Genomic DNA, 19,416 nt, shown 5'->3' on the forward strand with positions numbered 1-19,416 from the left:
CTTAATAAAAAAATACACCATTTTTCCCGATTGAAAAATGGTGTTCCCAGGAATCCCAAATTGGCATTTTTTATATGTACCAATATCCATTTAAAAGTGTCACTCAACAGGTTTATAAAAAATTTTCATGTTCTTCAATGGATAAATCCGCATTTTTGATTCTCCGTACACATCATCCAATGGAATCAATCCAAAATGCCGGCTATCGTAACTTCTCAAACGATTATCGCCCAATACAAAAATATAGCCCTCCGGAACAGTCTTTTCCCCTGTCAATTCTTCCAGAGTAAAGTTTTCCGTCGTGCGCATTTGCGAGACTGAATTGCGATTCACATAGGGCTCTTCATACTCTTTTCCATTGATGATCAAAACATCGTCTTTCATTTCAATCGTATCTCCGGGCAAGCCAATGACCCTTTTAATATAATATTCGTCTTCATAAGGAGCTTTAAAAACAATATGATCAAATCGTTCTATTTTGCTTATTTTGCTTACCAGAATGATATCCTCATTTTCGTAAGTCGGAGACATCGAGGCACCATCCACCACGACGGGGGAAAAGATATACTCTCTGCATATGAATGCAATAGCATACCCCATCAAAATTACCAAAAACCAAGATGCAAGTTCTTTCACGATTTTGTTTTCTTTCATCCGCATTGCTCCTCTAATTGAAATGGGTATTTCATGATTTGATTGCAATCCAAGTACGGTTTTGCTGTTCTTGTACGGATACTTCGCGGCCGAAGAACCGGGTCAATGTTTCCTCTGTCAATAAATCTCTTGCCAATCCTTTTTCATATACTTCCCCATCTTTCATTAACAGAACATGGGAAAAACAAGGCAAAATTTCTTCCACGTGATGGGTAACGTAAATCAATGTTGGGCAAAACTCTTGTTTGGCTAGCCGATCGATAAATTCCAGGAACTCTTCACGGGCGATCAAATCCAATCCGTTGCAAGGCTCGTCCAAAATCAATATTTTCGGTTTGGCCATAAGCGCCCTTGCAATCAGCACCCGTTGCTTCTCGCCTTCAGATAATAAACCGTATCGGGTATTTTCCAAATGTTCAATTCCCAATTGTTCCATGAGTGTGCGGGCCATTTCCACATCTTTTTTCTCAACCGCTTCATACAAGCCAATGGATGCAAATATTCCGCTGAGCACTACGCTCAACACGATATCATAATCTTTTAATTGCTGCTTTAATGAAGAACTGATAAAACCGATCTCTTTCCGCAATTCCGGAATGTTTGTTTTCCCAAATTCCTGGTCCAACACCTCAACCTTTCCTGAAGTCGGGTATAAATATCCGTTAATGACGTTCAACAATGAAGTTTTGCCGGAGCCGTTCAATCCCAGAATGGCCCAATGTTCACCTTTATTTACATCCCAATCGATCCCTTTTAATAGATATTTTCCATTCCGTATGACCGTTACATCTTTTAAGTGTATCAACTTTCTTCCCCCATCTTACCATGATATATAATAATATAATATTACAATAAATCGTTTTTTTGAGAAAAGTGATAAAAATTAGAATAAAACAAATATCCATAAAAAATGAGTTTTTCGTTATCATAAAGCAAATAGGGATTGCATGAATCCGGGGGGATCAGATTGGAAAAGAAAGTCATTTATGCCGCACATGTCAAACATCCATATATGCACTTATATATCGCTTCTTCCGAAAAGGGGTTGGTTTTTGTTGGCACAGACCATTCTTCCATGGAGGAATTGACCCAGTATTGCCGAAGACGATTTCCCCATTGTGAAGTGATTGAAGAAGGATCATTTATGAAACCGTATATTTCACAGCTCATTGAATATTTAAACGGGCAACGCAAAGAATTTTCATTGCCTTTCGATCTTCATGGCACCCCTTTTCAACAAGAAGTATGGAAAGCGTTATGCGATATTCCATACGGGATGACGACAACTTATGGTGAAGTGGCCAGACAAATCGGAAATTCTAAAGCCGTCCGAGCCGTCGGGGGCGCCATTGGCAGCAATCCGTTATCGATCGTCATCCCTTGCCATCGGGTCATTGGAAAAAGTGGAAGCCTTACGGGATATAGCGGAGGGCTGGATGTGAAAAAACGTTTGTTGGAATTGGAAGGGATTTCCTATTAACTTCATGATCGTTTCCACTTCCGGATCATTTCTTTCTCTTCTTTGCTGATGCGACGGGATTCTGTGATTTTTTGCAGCGCTTTATTATGTGTAAAATCGTCCAATGAATTCGAACGAAGAAAGTTTGTTGTTTCTTCCGGATATTTCAAATAGGCTTCACAAATCGCCCAGGCTGTGGCCATCTTTACATAATAGCCGTCATGATGGATTCCGTTGAATATTCGGAAAATTTCTTGAAGATAAGATTCTTCAATAAAATAGCTCAAACACATGACCACCGCAAAGCGGATTTCGAATTCTTTGTCGGAACGAAAATATGGCAGAATAAATTGCCAAACTTCATCCGGATGCTTTTTTGCAAACTTCAAACCGCTGCAAAAACTGTCACAGACAGCCCAATTATCGATTTTCGGCACAAACCATCGAATCCAATCCAGCCTTTCTTTCAAGGGCAGTTTCACCTGCCCGATGACCATCCCTTTCAACATGATTTCTTCAAAATTTTCCTCTTTCCCATTCCGCAGAAAACCTTCCCAATCCTCTTTCGAAATCTCTTTTGCCAACGTTCTTAAAATCGGCAGACGCACCCCTAAAATGTTTTCCTGATTTGGAATTAATGTTTTTTGAAAAAGCCGGTATTTTTCTTCAGACAATTCCATGAGTTTTTGACGGACGTTCATTACATCACTCCATGGGGATTATTTGATTTTCGATTGTTTATAGATACCGATGGCCAATGGTATGAAAACGATGACGATAAATGCCGGTATAAACCATGGATCGAGGGATTCTTTCTGCTTCAATCCGATTTGAACCATTTCAAAATTCAAATAGGCAAAGAACACCATGCATAAATTTTTCATCGCATTGAGCATTTTTCGGCTGTTCAAATAAAACGCTTCCACATTCGATTCATTCAGCCGCTTTGGATAATTATGCATGTGGGGCGCTTTTTCAAAAGCGGTGTTCAACAACAGAATAAACAAACCAATAACAGGCAAAATAAATAGTTCATATTTTGACCCCCAACGGTCCACTTCTCCTTTTCCATTAAAATGACCCGGAATTTGATCAGGGAGATGATTCCATTGAAGAACGATATAAAGAATCGATACAAGAAAACAGCCAATGCCGATGATGTCAAAGATTTTTTCGGTTTTCGTTTTCGGAATGTGCAGTATTGGCCGATATGGATATTTCATTTCTCCTCATCCCACCTTTTATAAAAATGAAGCTAGAAAAGGGTCTACACCTTTTTCTAGCCATAAAGTCTGTCAAGCATTGCTTTCTTTTTCTTCCGCCAGCAATTGATGTAAATAATCGATAATTTCCCGGATCCCTTCCAAAGAATTCACCAATACTTTCGGATTCACAATCGTAATCATCCGGTCCTCCAAATTGGCAACCGCCGTAAAGTATTTTGTTTGGAAGTAATTCACGAGACCCACTTGCTGGATATCATCTTCCCGTATATCGATAATTTCTTTTGCTTCACTTACAACCAAACCGAAATTTACAATATCCGTATTTAATACAACGATTCTGGCCAAAGGATCTGTTGTGGGTTTATTGTATAAAATGATATTAAAATCAAGCACCGGCACCAGTTCACCGCGGATGCGTGTAAAACCGACCAAATAGTTTGGCAAATGCGGAATCGGTGTTATTTTTCCGATTTTTTCGATCGAAACGACTTGATCGATCGATATCCCGTATTCTTCCTTCTCGCAGCGAAAAATAATTGATTTCAATAAAATCACCTCAGATTATCTATTTCTTGCTTGAACATTTTACGATTTCTACTAATAAATCGGCCAGTTTTTCCAATTCTTCAATAGGCATCCGTTCATTTGTTGTATGAATATTTTCATAGCCTACTGACAAATTGACTGTAGGAATGCCAAAACTTGAGATGATGTTGGCGTCACTGCCTCCTCCAGAAACCCCTATCTGAGGTGTACGGCCAATGTTTTGAACCGCTTCCGCCGCCACTTTCACCACTTGATCCGATTCACTGACTGAAAAGCCGGGATACATCAGTTGCACGTCCACTTCCGCACGTCCGCCAAGCTTTTCGGCAGTTTGTTCGAATGTTTGTTTCATGTGTGCTGTTTGCCGGTCCAATTTTTCTTTATTGATGGAGCGGGCTTCGGCAAGGATGAATACTTCATCACAGACGATATTGGTTGCCTTTCCCCCTTCAAAACGACCGATATTGGCCGTTGTTTCATGATCGATGCGCCCTAATTTCATTTCCGCAATGGCTTTCGCTGCCAATGTAATAGCAGAAATCCCTTTTTCCGGTTCCACTCCTGCATGGGCTGTTTTTCCAAAGATTTTTACATTTAATTTTGCTTGATAAGGAGCCGCAACAACGATTCCTCCCACTTTTCCATCGCTGTCAACCGCATAGCCGTACTTGGCAATAATTTTATCCCGATCCAACTCCTTAGAGCCGGCAAGACCATCTTCTTCGCCTGCTGTAATAATGAATTGTATTGTACCGTGTTCAATGGACTGTTCTTTAAGACGGCGAACCATTTCCAAAAGTGCAGCAATTCCAGCTTTATCATCGGCGCCTAAAATGGTTGTGCCGTCAGAATATATATAGCCATCTTCTTTTATTTGTGGTTTAATGCCCTTCCCAGGAACAACCGTATCCATATGTACGGTAAAATAAATCGGTTCAACATCCAATGATCCTTCCAAAGTGGCAATAATATTTCCTGCCGCATGACCATTGCGTGTATGAGCATCATCTTGATAAACAGAAAAACCTAAATCTTCCAATTTATTTACAAGAATTGGTGCTATTTTTTCCTCATGTTTTGTTTCTGAATCAATTTGGACTAACTCGATAAATTCATTCACTAAACGACTATTTTCCATGTTCAAAACCCCTTTTTTCCACTATTCATCCTCATTCTACGCTTTACTGTTTCAGAATACAATTACAAAGGTTTTATTGTTTGAAAGGTTAATTCTTCTTTTCAACTTATTAATTTTCCAGCAGAAAGGGTGTTGTTGATTATGGCGTTAGGGGATGTTTCTATAGCACAGATAGGAAAATAAGTGCGGAGTCTAGCATAAATTGGTGAATCCTAAGCAATGCAAAATTGCCCCCAATCCGAAAAATACTTTGGATTGAAGGCTATTTGTAATTCGACATTTACTTCCCATTTTTCATTAATTTTTGTTTTTCTAATAAAGCATATATATATTCCATATTTAAACAGCTTTGCACTTGTTCTGCCAGTATTTCATATGCCTGTTCACGGCGTTCTTTATCCGTTTGTACTTCCATTGGTAATGGATTCAACCCCTTACTTTTTCTTATTTCATTAAAATACGCCCTTGTAAAATAGCGATTTTGGAAGATGCCATGTAAATATGTGCCAATGGCTTTCCCATTATGAACAATAATACCATCCGTTGTTCCATCATTTAATTGTAAAAAAGGTAATGCATTTTCCTTTACCTTTGTTTGGCCTAAATGAATCTCGTATCCTTCCACTTCAATTTCTTTTTGGAAAAGCGTTGAATGAATTTTGCCTTTTGTTTGGGTCGTTCTTTTATTTTTTTCAAAGATCGTTTGTATCGGCAGTAGAGAAAGGCCTGAGACTTCCTTCAAATTTCCTTCTACACCATCAGGATCGAGAAGTTTCTCGCCTAATATTTGATAACCGCCACAAATTCCGAAAACTCTGCTGCCCTTTGAATAACATTGTTGAATAGCTTCAAATAATTTCGTTTCTTTTAACCACATTAAGTCGCCCGTTGTATTTTTTGTACCAGGTATGATGATGCAATCTGGATTTCCTAACTCCTTCACATCTCTAACTAAGCGTACCCCTACGTCAGGCTCCTCAAACAACGGATCTAAGTCTGTAAAATTAGATATTCTCGGCAATTGAATACAAGCCACATCAATAGGGCATTTCTTTTTAGGGTTTTTTAGTTTTAAAGTATCGAGGGCTAAAGAATCTTCAGCTTCAATCTGGCAGTCTAAATAAGGGATAACCCCAATAACGGGAATTCCGGTATAGTTTTCAAGCCATTGTATGCCATCCTGAAGTAATTCAATCATCCCTCTAAATTTATTAATGATGATACCTTTTACAAGTTTCCGTTCTTCTTCATCCAACAATGCAAGCGTGCCGACAATTGAAGCAAAAACTCCGCCCCGGTCGATGTCTGCAACGAGGAACACATCGGCATCCAGCATTTTTGCTACCCGCATATTCGCAATGTCGCGGTCTTTTAAATTAATCTCCGCAGGGCTGCCGGCACCTTCTGCCACAATAATATCGTAGGATTGTTCCAAGTCATGGATGGCTTTTTCCACAATTGGCATTGCTTGCAGCGTAAAGTTCTCTCGATAATTTGTTGCACCCATATCCATAAAATGCTTCCCATGAACGATGACTTCCGAAACCATATCTTGTTTCGGTTTGAGCAAAATCGGATTCATTTTTGAATTAGGGATTATCCTGGCAGCTTCTGCCTGCACCCCTTGAGCTCGGCCGATTTCTTCCCCATTCTGGGTAACATAGGAATTCAATGCCATATTTTGAGACTTAAAAGGGGCAACTTTGTATCCTGCATTGGAGAAGATGCGGCAAAGTGCCGTACAAAGAACACTTTTCCCCACATCAGAAGACGTTCCTTGTATCATAATTGAACTTGCACGCAAATATTTTCTCTCCTTTAAAATTCCAGGCCTTTTACCGCCGAAATTCCTTCATTATAATAATGTTTCGTACAATCGATAGTCGAAACCAAATCTGCAATGTCGATCAATTCTTGTTTCGCATTACGGCCTGTAATCACGACATTCATATGTTTTGGACGATTTTGAAGTGCTGTGATCACTTCATCAAGAGGAATTACGTCATCAACCGGAAAGTTTGTAATACTGAGAGCATTGTTTAGTTCATCCAACACTAATAAATCAATCGTTGGATCTTGGAGGGCTTGTTTTGCAATTTCCCACCCTTTTTTCAAAGCTTCCCGATGCTCTTCCGGTGTCTTCGTCCATGTAAATCCGATTCCTAATTGTTCAACCTTAACGGAGCCTTTCCCTTCTTCGCCTTGGCTAATGCAACCGAGGCCTAATTGTTCCATTGCAACTCCTAATTTTTCTAAGGCAATGGCTTCACCGTAAATACGTTGTTTCGATTTAATGAACTGTAAAAAACAGACATTCATTCCACGGCCAATTGCACGCAATGTTAGTCCCAACGCTGCAGTCGTTTTCCCTTTACCATCACCAGTATATATTAAAGTGAGTCCTTTATGTTTCATTGTCATTCTCCTCCTTCCATTATTGTGTATTGGTATTGTTTTTTGTTTTATATAAGGTATCTTCAAACCACATTGCTTGTTCTCTTACCTTTACAACTTCACCCACAATGATCATGGCAGGATTTGTAATCTTTTCGCTCGCAGCCAATTGGGAAATCGTATCTAATGTTCCAGAAATGGTTCGTTGTACCTTCGTCGTACCATTTTCGATAATCGCGACCGGAGTACCGGGGGCTTTGCCATTTTGCATTAATTGACGGCAAATATTCTGTAAATTCCCAACTCCCATATAAAAAGCAATCGTATCGATTCCAGAGAGTGCTCTCCAATTTAAATGATCAGGACCATTTTCTTTACATCCGTGTCCTGTAACAAGGGCAACACTGGATGCATATTCGCGATGGGTTAATGGAATCCCGGCATACTCGGCTGCTGCAACACTTGCAGTAACGCCAGGCACAATTTCAAAGGGAATCCCATGCTGCTTGAGGACACTGGCTTCTTCTCCTACTCTTCCAAAAATACCGGGATCCCCTCCCTTTAATCTCGTAACAATCTTTCCTTCCAATGCTTTTTGTACAAGAATTTCATGAATTTCCTCTTGAATGAGCATATGTTTTCCAGGCAATTTACCGCAATAAATGCGTTCTGCATTTTTGGGAGCATACTCTAGCAATGATGGATTTATAAGCCGATCATACACAATGCAGTCTGATTGCTGTATGCATTCGAGCCCCTTGACTGTGATCAATTTTTCATCTCCAGGTCCAGCTCCTACTAAATATACTTTTCCTTTGCTCATATTTCCCTCCCGGAACAAAGTTGCATTGTTGTTTACTGAATTGAAAATTATTTAATAGTATAATAGTTTTATTTCCGTTTCTGTTGTTGATATTTTAAACAAGCATTCAACCAGTTATCGATCAGCTTCGGATTGGATGCGAAATGGAAATGGACATATCCTGCAATTAATGAATGGACAACACAACCATCCTGTTTTTGTCCAAATCGACTTTTCAATGCATAAGCCGGCACCTGCTCTGTATTTGGTATAAAAGTGGAATAATGGAATTCATGGCCTTTTGCCGTCTCTCCTTCTCCCATGAGGAAATTGTTGTTTACTCCAACAATTTCCCGGTAACCAAGAGCTGCAAGTTTAGGTTGCATCATAACGTTTCCATCAATGATCCCAACCATTGGATAGCTTATACCTTCAGTTGACTGGATGGATTTTGTCAAGTACATGAACCCTCCACATTCAGCCACTGTTGGAAGCCCGTTTTCAATCAGTTCTTTAATGGATTGTTTTGAAACTTCATTATTTGCAAGCTGTTCTGCGAATTCTTCGGGAAAGCCCCCGCCAATATATAATCCATCTGCATCTTCAGGTACCGGTTCGTTCGCTAATGGGGAAAAATATTGAATTTCAGCCCCGCGCGATTTAAGTAATTGTATATTTTCTTCGTAATAAAAATTAAAGGCCGCATCCTTTGCAACGGCGATTATTAAATTTACCTTTGGATCTTCGTGAAAAATAGAATTTTCAACTTCTTGTAAATTGTTCGTTTCAGAAATGCTTAATAGCCGGTTGAGATCAATGGTTTTTTCTACTTCTTGTGCCAGCGAATCAAAATAAGAATCCAATTCTCCCCTTTCAATAGCCGGAATTAATCCGAGATGCCTGCTTGGCAAATGGAGATCATTGTTTTTCTTCATATAGCCGATTACCGGAATTTTACATTCTTGTTCAATGGCTGTTTTTACAATGTTAAAATGGCCCTCGCTTCCAACTCTGTTGGCAATTACACCAACGATTCGCGATGGTTCATGCAGAGTTTGAAAACCTTTGACAATTGCTGCTGCACTTCTTGCCATGCTTGAGCAATCCACCACCAGCAGAACTGGACTTTCAGTAATGACAGCGATTTCAGCAGCGGATCCGGTATTTTCCAATGGACTTTTGCCATCAAAATACCCCATCACCCCTTCGATAATTGAAATATCTGCATCGCGGCCAGACCGTTCTACAATATCACGGATTACTTCGCGGCTTAACATCCAGCTATCGATATTTCGGGAAACTCGTTTTGTAACGGCAGTATGATAAGATGGATCGATATAATCAGGACCGCATTTAAAACCTTGGACGACTAAATTTCTCTTTTTCAGTGCAGCCATAATTCCGATTGTTAAAGTTGTTTTTCCAACACCGCTCGATGTACCTGCAATCATTACTCTTTTTGCCACGGATAATCCTCCTTATGTTCTAGAACCCCTACAGAAATCGTTACATTGCCGCTTTTCTTTTTGACAAGGACAAGGGAATCCGATTGTAAATACCGTTTCGCTGCTGCTTCACTCACGGAATATGCCCCTGTATATTTATAAACCGTTTCTGATGGTTCTTCGATATGCATTTCATTAAGTTCCTTGGCTGTATACGTACAAAATTCCACTTTTCGTTCTTCCACCACTTTTAATAAACCTTCTTCATCTTTCTTTAAGTCAATGGTGCATATCGCTTTTATACTTTTTGAAGAAAATCCCAACTCAAGCAACGTCTCTTCAATGACTGACTGAATCTCCTCCCCGCTTGTTCCGCGATTACAACCGATGCCTATTACGATCACTTTTGGTCTAAAAATAATACCGCATTGCAATATTGATTTTTCTTCTGGGGCAAGTAAGCGATGCGTGATTATTAAAGCACCGCTTGGCTTCGCATCGATTGCGTCCAAAATTGTCGGATATAACATGATATTTTTCGGTAATGGATGATCATATAACCACCAAGAACGCTCTCCACTTTCCTGCACTATGGCAACTGGTTCTTCGTTGACGACAGCCGCACTTACCTTGGTCAAATGCTCTTCGGAATCCCAAACCCATCCGAATCTGGAGCCAAATAAATCTACGGCGATGGTTTGTTGAACATCAGATGCTGTGGTAATAACGGGATTTGCGTGAAGCAATGCGGCGATTTCTCTCGTTAATTCATTCGCACCTCCTAAATGGCCTGAAAGCACACTGATTACATTTTTACCCCGATCATCGATGACAACGACTGCCGGATCGATTTTTTTATCTTTTAATAGTGGTGCAATCATGCGAACAACTGCACCAAGAGAAATAAATAAAATGAGACCTTTATATTTATAAAAAATGGCTGAAAGCAGAATCCGAACATTGCCATCATATAACTGAATTCCCAGACCCTCTTCATCACCTTTGGCAAACTTATGCGGATAATACAAGTCGCCATTTGGAAAAAGTCCTCTTAATTTTCTCGCAATTTCTGCGCTATGTTTTGTAATCGCTACAATCGCATAATCATTCTTTTGATTGATTTTCGGAATTTCCTCCTCCGCTAGTTGAATCACTTTGAAACTCCTTTCCTATAGCCGTGGGTAAACTCGGCATCGTAAAGTTTCGAACGATAAGAATTCTTTTCATAAATGTTTGGATCTAGTGCCCATCCAGCCAATATCATGGCATGTTTGCGAATGCCATTTTCTTTCATTGCTTCATCAAGTTGAGCAAGTGTCGTTCGAACGATTTTTTGATCTGGCCAAGTAGCTTTTTGAATAACTGCTACAGGCGTATCATCTTGCCAGCCTGCTTCTTTCAATTCCTTCATGATTTTTTTCGTTAAAGTGGCACTGAGGAAAAGAGCGATTGTACAATGATGGCTTGCCAAATCTTTTAATTTTTCTTTTTCCGGCACAGGCGTTCGTCCTTCTGCTCGGGTTAAAATCAGGGTTTGAGTTAATTCGGGAATTGTCAGTTCTGCTTGTACTGCTGCTGCTGAAGCAAAAACTGAACTCACACCCGGAATGATTTCAACTTCAATGCCTTCTTTTTTTAGTAATGCGATTTGTTCTGCAATAGCACCATACATCGATGAATCTCCGGTATGAACACGTGCAACTTTTTTTCCACGGTCCACCCGATCTACAATGATTGATACAATTTCTTCCAAATGCATTCCGCTCGTTTTTATTATTTCTGCTTCTTTCTTTGCTTTGGCAATTAACTCTTCATTCACAAGAGAGTCTGTATAGAGAATACAATCTGATTGTTGCAAAATATGTAAACCCTTCACCGTGATTAAATCGGGATCGCCCGGACCAGCTCCAATAATCCATATTTTTTTCATTTTCGCACCACCATTAACGTTAAATAATTTAAATCCGCACCGTCCAATTCATCGATGCTCCAGATTATTTCTTCTTCAGATGTTACTTTTGTCACTACGTGCGCTTTGTTTTCCAAGCCCAAATCCCGAAGAATTTCCAGCATCAAATCTATGACCTTTGCAACTTTAAGAAATACAACAGCATCATGGGTTTCAATCGCTTTTCTCATTTTATCGACATCATCATTTGCAGGTATAATCGCGACTTGTTCATCACCATCAGCCAGAGGAATGTTTAGACAGGAAGCTGCACCGTTAATAGAGGAAATGCCAGGAACTGCTTGAATTTTGACATCTGGATATTTTTCGCTCATTAACTTCATTAAATGAATAAAAGTGCTATATAATAGCGGATCCCCTTCCGTAACAAACGCCACATCTTTTCCATTGGCAATTTTCCCATAGATTTCATCAACGGCTTTATTCCATTCCCTTTTTAATACTTCTTCATCTTTCGTCATTGGAAATATTAGGCCCAACATTTCCTTTTCTTCAGGCCGTATAAAAACTTCTGCAATTTTGTATGCATAACTTTTTGAACCTCGCATTTTTTTTGGATAAGCAATGACTGGACATTCTTGAAGTGTGCGAAAAGCTTTTAAAGTAATTAATTCAGGATCTCCAGGTCCAACACCTATTCCGTATAGAGTCCCTTTATTCATTTCCATCTTCCTTTCGTTTTGCACTTACAATAAACACGGGATTTAATGGAGCTAACCGGGTCAATGATAAAATCGGTTTACTTCTTGCGATTTGTACTTGGGTAACTTCTGTATGGAATCCTAATCTGTTCAATATCTTGATTGATTCATATAAGTTTTCGATTGTTGCTAGATTTAACACGATGCGTCCATCATTTTTCAACCTTTGACAACATACAGTTAATAATTCCTCCATGTTGCCGCCTGTACCACCAATGAAAATGGCATCCGGATCGGGAAACTCATCAAGGCCTCCCGGCGCTTTTCCGTGTACTACCGTGAAATCCACCCGAAATTTTTTTTGATTACGGAGACAGTTTGCGATGTCTTCTTCATTTTTTTCAATGGCATATATCTTTCCTTCTTTTGCAATTTTCCCAGCTTCAATCGCGACAGAACCGGTGCATGTCCCGATATCCCACACAACGCTTTGTGGGTTTAAATTCAAAGCGCTAACGGATAATACACGAACTTCCTTTTTCGTTATTAATCCTTTTTCCGGCTTTCGTTGATAAAACTCTTCATCTTCAATGCCAAGCGGCCATTTTTTTGCTTCTTGAGTTTGAACTAAAATCACAACATTTAATGGAGAGAAACTGGATTTCTCCATTTCTTCCAACGTCATTTTTCTGCAACGCTCCTCTTCCCCTTGCAAGTTTTCAGCAATATAAGCTTCATACTCAGTCATACCAAACTCTAGCAAATATTTTGCTAGAGTATTTGGAGAATTATTTTCATCTGTTAATATAAACACTTTCTTTTTTCCATCGATTTTTTGAGCAAGGCCTTTTATTGGGCGTCCATGTATGCTGACAAAATAGGCATCTTGCCAACTGATTCCAAATTTTGCCGCTGCAAGTTGTATTGAACTGATATAGGGATAGATTTCAACCGGGATTTTTTTTGATAAAAGTCCGCCTATGCCATAAAACAAGGGATCTCCGGAAGCTAGAATCACAATGTTCTGATTCCTTTTTCCAAGTTGTTCAACTATCCTCATTATTTTGGTTTTTAATACGATTTTTTCACCTTTAAAATTTGGGAAAAATGATAAGAGTCTTTCTCCTCCAACAAGAACTTCCGCATTTTCAATCCACTCAATTAATTGGGGATGAAGTCCATGTACACCGTTGTCTCCAATTCCAATCAATTTAATAGGCATCAATATTTTCCGCCTTTCCTAATAATTCTCCATTCATTGAATAAATCGCAGTCGAAACAATCAATCCGCCTTCCACATGTTTAATTACTTCTTTACAGCAATGTTCCGATATTTTGTCAAAAAAGGTCTTGCATCCTAGTTCTCTCATGATTTCCCCAACTTCATTCGCTGTGTTCGCTTGAAGAATTTTTACGATGCTTTCATTTGCAGCTCCACATTCTTTAGCAATGGAAGCAAGAAATTCAAAACTTACTTGAGAACCTTTTGAGTGGAGCATCATCGAACCTCGGGCAAGTTTTGAAAATTTTCCCATCATTCCAACCAAAGAAACTTTTGGAATGCCGATTTTTTTGCAATGTTTCATTGCAAAACCCACAAAATCGCCCATTTCAATAAAAGCAACTTCAGGAAGATCGGAAAACATGCTCATAGCAAATTTTTCGCTTCGTCCACCTGTTGTAAAAACAAGATGCTCACAACCGGATGCTTTGGCCACTGATATAGCTTGTACAATACTTGCCATATAAGCAGCATTAGAAAAAGGAACAACCGTTCCCCTTGTTCCCAATATTGAAATTCCTCCAATGATTCCGAGACGGCTATTTAATGTTTTTTTGGCAATTTCTTCACCATCGGGAACAGAAATGATAACATTTACCCCTTTTTCAATCTCAAAATGTTTTAATACGTTTTCAATTTCCGTTTGAATCATTTTCCGTGGAACGGGATTAATGGCTGCAAGTCCCACTTTAATCGGCAATCCGGGTTTTGTGACCCTGCCTACTCCTTTGCCGCCATCGATAAAAATTTCCCCGTCCTCTCTCCAAGAAACTGTTGCTTGAATAATAGCGCCATGGGTTGCATCTGGATCGTCCCCGCCGTCTTTAATTGTTGAACACATCACTTCAAAGTCTCCCATGTTGCAATCTTCTATTAGAAATTCAACATCTTTTCCAATTGGCAGATGTATCATTACCCTCTTTTGTACTTGTTTTGTGATTAAAGCAATTAGTGCCGCTTTTGCACAAGCTGTTGCACAAGAACCCGTTGTATAACCTTCCCGTAGTTCAGATGTACTCTTTCTCTTTGTTTTCTGCATTTCCCTTACACCTGATCAGCTAATATTGAAATAGCATTTAAAGCAGCTACGGTTACAGTGCTGCCGCCTTTACGGCCGATATTCGTAATATATGGAATCCCTTCGAGTTTCAACAGCTCCTCCTTCGACTCAGCTGCTGAAACAAAGCCAACAGGCATCCCGATGATTAAGTCAGGTTTTGCAATGCCTTCCTTAACAAGACGAATTAATTCCAACAATGCAGTAGGTGCATTGCCTATTGCATATATACCTCCTTCATGTTCACGAGCGGCTTTTCTCATTGACATAATAGCCCGAGTAACTCCCTCTTCTTTCGCTTCTTGTGACACATCTTCATCACTGATATAACAATGCAGATCTCCGCCATATTTTTGGAATCGTTTCCGTCCTGAGCCGCTGACAATCATTTGGACATCGGCAATTACATGTTTTCCTTCCCGGATTGCTTTAACGCCCGCTTCAACAGCACCATGTGAAAATACAACACTTCTTCCTAATTCAAAGTCAGCCGAAGCATGGATGATTCGGCGAACAACTTGCCATTCCATGTCTGAAAAGTGATGTTCTCCCATTTCTTCTTCGATAATGGCAAAACTATAATCATAAATCTTATCCGGATCTACCGTAATAGGTTTAAAATTCATAATGCACCCTCATTTCTTTGATTTTTTATCCAATTTACAATTTCCTCCATTTCACTAAATACATGACCAAATTCTATAATTGGTCTTTTAATGACAATCGTTTCAATCCCAAGTTCCTTTGCAGCTTCTATTTTTTCATCGACCGCACCAACTTTGCCGCTTTCTTTTGTAATCATGAGTGTCACACCGAAATGCTTAAATAAGGCAATATTCAACTCTTTTGAAAAAGGGCCTTGCATTGCCACTATATTTTTTTGGGGAAAGCCGAGCTGCTCGCATTTTTGCATATTATCGATTCGGGGAAGCATTCTGCAAATCACGCGAACATCATTCAGCGGCAATAATTTATTTGCGAAGATTTCCAGCGTTTTACTGCCTGTTGTGAGCATGACAACTCCTTTTTTCTTTGCTGCAAGTTCCGCTGCCTCTTCATAGGATGAAACAAATTTGATAAAATCCTGTTTAAGCTGCAATTTTTCCCTCTCATAGCGGATATAGGGGATATTTAATTGTTCGGCAACCCATTTTGCCGTTTTATGTGCTTCTTCCGCAAAGGGATGACTGGCATCTACAATCATTGTCACCCCGGTTTCCCTTGAAAATTCGTACATTTTTTCATAATTTAATCTACCAACTTTTACTTCTATGCCTTTATCAACAAGACTTTTGGCTGCAGATTCTGTTACTACGGTGGCCATTAGGGGGAAGCCTTCCTTTTTTAACAAAACAGCCAATTCACGTGCATCACTTGTCCCAGCAAGAAATAAAATCATGGTTTCACTTCCATTTTTTCATCAAGTTGGACGTTACGACCTTTGTAATCATGATGATGTTTATGACCATGGTGATGTTCATGTTCATGCTCGTGCTCATGGTGATGGTGGGAAATGAGCCCCTTTTCCATTAACTTTTGAACATTTTGTATATCTTTATCACCGTTCGAATGCCCTGATAATGCTTGTACCATTCGTTCAATAATGACAGATTTTAATCGGGGATGGTATCCAAAATAATGGGCAATTTCAATGTTTATTTCGGGATATTGTTCTTTGAAGCGTTCACAATAGGATTTCATCCGCTCCATTAATATGCCCGTAAATAGAAAATATGGAAGCATGATGATTTTTTTAGCACCAAGCTTTATACATCGTTCAATCCCTTCTTCAACCAATGGTTCTGTCACTCCCATAAAAGCACTTTCTACTATTGGAACATCTAGTTTTTCCCATAAAAGTCTTGTAATCTTATAAAAATCACCATTTGCGTATTCATCGCTTCCACCACGAGCAATTAATAAAATCGCTGTGTCTTCATGTTTTGCCTGTGTATCAAAACCGATTTCTTGCAAACGCTCTAGTAAAATTTGAAGTATTTCTTCGTGAATTCCAACAACTTCACCATACGTAAATTTCACATGGGGATATTTATTTTGTGCTTCTACAATTTCAGCAGGAATATGAATTTTAGAATGTCCTGCATGGAGTAAAATAATCGGAATTACATATATTTCTGTTGCACCTTTTTCAACACAATAATCAATTCCTTGAGAAATGGTAGGTTCAGCAAATTCTAAAAAACAAGTCTCAACTAATAAATTAGCATCTATTAAAGGGGATAATTGCTCCACAAATTCCCTTACTTCATTATTTCCTGCTTCTAACTTACTTCCATGTCCTACAAACAAAATGGCTTTTGTCATTATTTTCTTCCTCCTAATCTACACAAGGGATCGGCTGTAAATTCAATTTTGGTTCATTATCTTGATATTCGTAGCCTGCTAGCACTTTTTTCCGTTTAAAATATTTAAATAGTCTTTCATTTGGATGAGCATGTTCTTTATATTCCTCAATAATTTTTTCGATTAAATCAACTAATTGATCCGCTTCTAGTCCTTCTTCAATTAATTGTCCAGGATGGGCCGTACGCCCAACTGGTTTTGCCCCTAAAAACACATCAAACTTACCTTTTCGGTAAACGATTCCGATATCTTCCATAACTGCGTTGTAACAAGCCATTCCGCATCCATTAATACCGATCTTTAATTCTTTCGGCATGGCTTTTCCTCCAAATCGTCTTTGAAGTTCTTCCGCGTATGGAATGGGTTCAGTTTTTTCACCATCACAAAAATCACAAGCTTTTACCGTAACGACATTTCCAACCGGCATCACTAGCAATCCAACATTTGATATTTGCTCTACTATTTTTTTAGGATTATTGGTTGGAATACTTATGAGTAACTGATGATCCCTTGAATAGTCCATCCTTCCTTCATTTCCCACAATTTCTGCTAACAGCTGAAATTGCTCCGGAGTAAATCGTTTGTTTGCCACTCCAGGGCTTACCGCAAATTCAAAAATAGACATATTGCTTGGCTGTTCTACAACGAAATGTCGCTTTTGATCTAGCATGGCAATTGCTTCACATGCAAGTTGAAATGGCGTTTTTTGTTTAAATAGTTCACTTTCTTTCGAATCTAGATTTTCTAAAGACCAAGGTTCAGCTTCCTTTTTTAATCGTTCATGAGGTTTCAATGGTTGAATCTCGCTATCAAGCGTATATTTTCGTTTGTATCCTCTCGGTGTAATCATTAAGTCATCATACACAAAAGTGGAAGAATTTCCGATAATCACCGTTGTGAGCATACCAATCTCGTAATCTAGCATTTTTTCTAGCGTAGTAATTACAATATTTTGTCTCTCACGATAAGCACTCTTTACGAGTCCAACAGGCGTATTCGGTGACCGGTATTTTAATAAAATTCTCCTAGCCTCTACAATTTGTTTTGTTCTCCTACCGCTTTTAGGATTATATAAAGCAATTACAAAATCTGCTGCTGCCGCTGCTTCCAGTCTTTTTTCAATAATAGACCATGGCGTTAAATGGTCGCTTAAACTAATTGTGCATGAATCATGCATTATTGGAGCTCCAAGAAGGGAACCGCAAGAATGAACTGCAGAAATGCCAGGAATAACTTCAATTTCAACCCCGGTTTCTTTATTCCACCCTTGTTCAATGAGCACTTCATAAATTAAACCAGCCATACCGTATACACCTGAATCACCACTTGAAATGACCGACACATGGTGCCCCGCTTCAGCAAGTTTTATTGCCGCTTGTGCTCGTGATACTTCCTCTGTCATCCCTGTACTAATAATTTGTTGTTTGGAATCTAATAAATCTTTAATTAGCTCGACGTAAGTTTTATAGCCAATGATTGTATCACTAGCCTTGATTGCTTCAACTGCACGATAGGTAATGTGATTAGCATCACCTGGACCAAATCCGACAATGTAAAGCTTTCCCTTCAAACTCATCACCCCTTTTAATTCTTTGCCTTCATGAAGCAATCATGAAGAACATCTATTACTTTTTCTTTTGAACGTACATCATCTAGTTTTGAAATGAGTCCTTGCATTTTCATCATTTGCGCAATTTCGAATATTATGGATGTTTCTAAATTTGCTTTTTTCACAATGTCCTTGTTTTCTTCAAACAAACGATAAAAAGCACCGTGATATAACATTTCTCCATGATGCATCACAACGACTTCGTCAGCCCATTCATAAGCAAAGTCAATATCATGAGTAGAAAGAATGAGTGTTCTCCCGTCACAATGAAGTTCGTTTAACAATTTTCGTATTTTCCTTGTGTAATAAATATCTAAAGATGCAGTCGGCTCATCTAATATGATGACTTCAGGATCCATAGCAAGAACTCCAGCGATGGAAACTCGCTTTTTTTGCCCAACACTTAAAAAGTGAATCGGTTTATCTAATAATGATTCAACGTCTGTTTGATTAATTGCTTTCTCTATCAACGACTTTCGTTCCTGTTCTGCTAGATGTAAATTTAATGGCCCATAGGCAATATCATCCCAAACAGTTCCATTAAACAACTGGGTTTCTGGATTTTGAAAAACAATTCCAACCTTGCGTCTAACATTTAACAATTCTTTTTTTGAATAGGATAATGGTTGTCCTTTAAAATAAATTGTTCCGGAGGTTGGTTTTAATAAACCATTTAAATGCAATATTAAAGTGGATTTCCCTGCTCCATTACTACCTAACAAAGCAATTTTTTTTCCTTGATCAATTTGTAAATTTATTTTTTGTAAAGCTTCTGTTCCATCTTCATAGGTATAAGAAACTTCTTTCAATTCAAACAAAGGAGTATTCAT

The 19,416-nt window shown here is 38.9% G+C and carries 21 protein-coding genes; 1 reads left to right on the plus strand and 20 read right to left on the minus strand.

The window, feature by feature from the left end; all coding sequences use genetic code 11:
- Positions 1-99: 99 nt before the first annotated feature.
- Positions 100-654, minus strand: a complete 555-nt coding sequence (gene lepB / locus NSS77_RS15195) for a signal peptidase I (protein ID WP_342469492.1) — start codon at positions 652-654, stop codon at positions 100-102.
- Between the two features lie 31 nt (positions 655-685).
- Positions 686-1,459, minus strand: a complete 774-nt coding sequence (locus tag NSS77_RS15200) for an ABC transporter ATP-binding protein (RefSeq protein ID WP_342469493.1) — start codon at positions 1,457-1,459, stop codon at positions 686-688.
- 162 nt (positions 1,460-1,621) lie between these two features.
- Here NSS77_RS15200 and NSS77_RS15205 point away from each other — a divergent pair, with 162 nt between their 5' ends.
- Positions 1,622-2,134: a methylated-DNA--[protein]-cysteine S-methyltransferase gene (locus NSS77_RS15205; RefSeq protein WP_342469494.1), complete on the plus strand. Its 513-nt coding sequence runs from the start codon at positions 1,622-1,624 to the stop codon at positions 2,132-2,134.
- Positions 2,135-2,136: 2 nt separating this feature from the next.
- Here NSS77_RS15205 and NSS77_RS15210 read toward each other — a convergent pair whose 3' ends face one another.
- From NSS77_RS15210 to NSS77_RS15295, 18 genes are all read right to left on the minus strand, one after another.
- Positions 2,137-2,814, minus strand: coding sequence for a DNA alkylation repair protein (locus NSS77_RS15210; RefSeq protein WP_342469495.1), 678 nt, complete (start codon positions 2,812-2,814; stop codon positions 2,137-2,139).
- Between the two features lie 18 nt (positions 2,815-2,832).
- Positions 2,833-3,336 carry a DUF1648 domain-containing protein gene (locus NSS77_RS15215; RefSeq protein ID WP_342469496.1) on the minus strand — a complete coding sequence of 168 codons (504 nt, stop codon included), beginning with the start codon at positions 3,334-3,336 and terminating at the stop codon, positions 2,833-2,835.
- A gap of 72 nt (positions 3,337-3,408) precedes the next feature.
- Entirely contained in the window at positions 3,409-3,894 is a 486-nt protein-coding gene (locus NSS77_RS15220) for a chemotaxis protein CheW (RefSeq protein WP_342469497.1), read from the minus strand.
- A 10-nt stretch (positions 3,895-3,904) separates the two neighbouring features.
- On the minus strand, positions 3,905-5,023 hold the full coding sequence (locus NSS77_RS15225; RefSeq protein WP_342469498.1) for a M20/M25/M40 family metallo-hydrolase: 1,119 nt from the start codon (positions 5,021-5,023) through the stop codon (positions 3,905-3,907).
- Positions 5,024-5,303: 280 nt separating this feature from the next.
- Positions 5,304-6,827, minus strand: coding sequence for a cobyric acid synthase (locus NSS77_RS15230; protein ID WP_342469499.1), 1,524 nt, complete (start codon positions 6,825-6,827; stop codon positions 5,304-5,306).
- Positions 6,828-6,841: 14 nt separating this feature from the next.
- On the minus strand, positions 6,842-7,438 hold the full coding sequence (locus NSS77_RS15235; protein ID WP_342469500.1) for a cob(I)yrinic acid a,c-diamide adenosyltransferase: 597 nt from the start codon (positions 7,436-7,438) through the stop codon (positions 6,842-6,844).
- 19 nt (positions 7,439-7,457) lie between these two features.
- The gene (cobA, locus tag NSS77_RS15240) at positions 7,458-8,240 is read right to left on the minus strand and encodes a uroporphyrinogen-III C-methyltransferase (RefSeq protein WP_342469501.1); all 783 of its coding nucleotides are present in this window, start codon (positions 8,238-8,240) and stop codon (positions 7,458-7,460) included.
- Positions 8,241-8,308: 68 nt separating this feature from the next.
- Entirely contained in the window at positions 8,309-9,670 is a 1,362-nt protein-coding gene (locus tag NSS77_RS15245; RefSeq protein WP_342471305.1) for a cobyrinate a,c-diamide synthase, read from the minus strand.
- Positions 9,670-10,818, minus strand: a complete 1,149-nt coding sequence (locus NSS77_RS15250; RefSeq protein ID WP_141600760.1) for a cobalamin biosynthesis protein — start codon at positions 10,816-10,818, stop codon at positions 9,670-9,672. The genes NSS77_RS15245 and NSS77_RS15250 overlap by 1 nt, the downstream gene beginning before the upstream one ends.
- Complete coding sequence (cobM, locus tag NSS77_RS15255) at positions 10,815-11,594, minus strand: precorrin-4 C(11)-methyltransferase (protein WP_342469502.1); 780 nt, start codon at positions 11,592-11,594, stop codon at positions 10,815-10,817. Before cobM ends, NSS77_RS15250 begins: the two co-directional genes overlap by 4 nt.
- Positions 11,591-12,295: a precorrin-2 C(20)-methyltransferase gene (gene cobI, locus NSS77_RS15260; protein ID WP_342469503.1), complete on the minus strand. Its 705-nt coding sequence runs from the start codon at positions 12,293-12,295 to the stop codon at positions 11,591-11,593. Before cobI ends, cobM begins: the two co-directional genes overlap by 4 nt.
- On the minus strand, positions 12,288-13,496 hold the full coding sequence (gene cbiE, locus NSS77_RS15265) for a precorrin-6y C5,15-methyltransferase (decarboxylating) subunit CbiE (protein WP_342469504.1): 1,209 nt from the start codon (positions 13,494-13,496) through the stop codon (positions 12,288-12,290). Before cbiE ends, cobI begins: the two co-directional genes overlap by 8 nt.
- Positions 13,486-14,595 (minus strand): cobalt-precorrin-5B (C(1))-methyltransferase, encoded by a 1,110-nt coding sequence (locus tag NSS77_RS15270; RefSeq protein ID WP_342469505.1) that lies wholly within the window; start codon positions 14,593-14,595, stop codon positions 13,486-13,488. The genes cbiE and NSS77_RS15270 overlap by 11 nt, the downstream gene beginning before the upstream one ends.
- A 5-nt stretch (positions 14,596-14,600) precedes the next feature.
- Positions 14,601-15,239 carry a precorrin-8X methylmutase gene (locus NSS77_RS15275; RefSeq protein ID WP_342469506.1) on the minus strand — a complete coding sequence of 213 codons (639 nt, stop codon included), beginning with the start codon at positions 15,237-15,239 and terminating at the stop codon, positions 14,601-14,603.
- Complete coding sequence (cobK, locus tag NSS77_RS15280) at positions 15,236-16,012, minus strand: precorrin-6A reductase (protein ID WP_342469507.1); 777 nt, start codon at positions 16,010-16,012, stop codon at positions 15,236-15,238. Before cobK ends, NSS77_RS15275 begins: the two co-directional genes overlap by 4 nt.
- Entirely contained in the window at positions 16,009-16,938 is a 930-nt protein-coding gene (locus tag NSS77_RS15285) for a sirohydrochlorin chelatase (RefSeq protein WP_342469508.1), read from the minus strand. Before NSS77_RS15285 ends, cobK begins: the two co-directional genes overlap by 4 nt.
- 13 nt (positions 16,939-16,951) lie before the next feature.
- Positions 16,952-18,553 carry a precorrin-3B C(17)-methyltransferase gene (cobJ, locus tag NSS77_RS15290; protein ID WP_026019029.1) on the minus strand — a complete coding sequence of 534 codons (1,602 nt, stop codon included), beginning with the start codon at positions 18,551-18,553 and terminating at the stop codon, positions 16,952-16,954.
- Positions 18,554-18,561: 8 nt separating this feature from the next.
- Entirely contained in the window at positions 18,562-19,416 is an 855-nt protein-coding gene (locus tag NSS77_RS15295) for an ABC transporter ATP-binding protein (RefSeq protein WP_342469509.1), read from the minus strand.

It is taken from the genome of Ureibacillus sp. FSL K6-3587 (assembly GCF_038593165.1).
GTDB classification, from domain to species: Bacteria; Bacillota; Bacilli; order Bacillales_A; family Planococcaceae; genus Ureibacillus; species Ureibacillus suwonensis.

What these genes read in the sequence shown, in the direction of transcription:
- cobA (WP_342469501.1), bottom strand. Translation starts at nt 8,240, where the DNA reads ATGAGCAAAGGAAAAGTATATTTAGTAGGAGCTGGACCTGGAGATGAA.
- NSS77_RS15295 (WP_342469509.1), bottom strand. Translation starts at nt 19,416, where the DNA reads ATGAATACTCCTTTGTTTGAATTGAAAGAAGTTTCTTATACCTATGAA.
- NSS77_RS15225 (WP_342469498.1), bottom strand. Translation starts at nt 5,023, where the DNA reads ATGGAAAATAGTCGTTTAGTGAATGAATTTATCGAGTTAGTCCAAATT.
- cobK (WP_342469507.1), bottom strand. Translation starts at nt 16,012, where the DNA reads ATGATTTTATTTCTTGCTGGGACAAGTGATGCACGTGAATTGGCTGTT.
- NSS77_RS15270 (WP_342469505.1), bottom strand. Translation starts at nt 14,595, where the DNA reads ATGCAGAAAACAAAGAGAAAGAGTACATCTGAACTACGGGAAGGTTAT.
- lepB (WP_342469492.1), bottom strand. Translation starts at nt 654, where the DNA reads ATGAAAGAAAACAAAATCGTGAAAGAACTTGCATCTTGGTTTTTGGTA.
- NSS77_RS15215 (WP_342469496.1), bottom strand. Translation starts at nt 3,336, where the DNA reads ATGAAATATCCATATCGGCCAATACTGCACATTCCGAAAACGAAAACC.
- cobM (WP_342469502.1), bottom strand. Translation starts at nt 11,594, where the DNA reads ATGAAAAAAATATGGATTATTGGAGCTGGTCCGGGCGATCCCGATTTA.
- NSS77_RS15285 (WP_342469508.1), bottom strand. Translation starts at nt 16,938, where the DNA reads ATGACAAAAGCCATTTTGTTTGTAGGACATGGAAGTAAGTTAGAAGCA.
- cbiE (WP_342469504.1), bottom strand. Translation starts at nt 13,496, where the DNA reads ATGCCTATTAAATTGATTGGAATTGGAGACAACGGTGTACATGGACTT.
- NSS77_RS15210 (WP_342469495.1), bottom strand. Translation starts at nt 2,814, where the DNA reads ATGAACGTCCGTCAAAAACTCATGGAATTGTCTGAAGAAAAATACCGG.
- NSS77_RS15235 (WP_342469500.1), bottom strand. Translation starts at nt 7,438, where the DNA reads ATGAAACATAAAGGACTCACTTTAATATATACTGGTGATGGTAAAGGG.
- cobJ (WP_026019029.1), bottom strand. Translation starts at nt 18,553, where the DNA reads ATGAGTTTGAAGGGAAAGCTTTACATTGTCGGATTTGGTCCAGGTGAT.
- NSS77_RS15245 (WP_342471305.1), bottom strand. Translation starts at nt 9,670, where the DNA reads ATGATTGCAGGTACATCGAGCGGTGTTGGAAAAACAACTTTAACAATC.
- NSS77_RS15275 (WP_342469506.1), bottom strand. Translation starts at nt 15,239, where the DNA reads ATGAATTTTAAACCTATTACGGTAGATCCGGATAAGATTTATGATTAT.
- cobI (WP_342469503.1), bottom strand. Translation starts at nt 12,295, where the DNA reads ATGAATAAAGGGACTCTATACGGAATAGGTGTTGGACCTGGAGATCCT.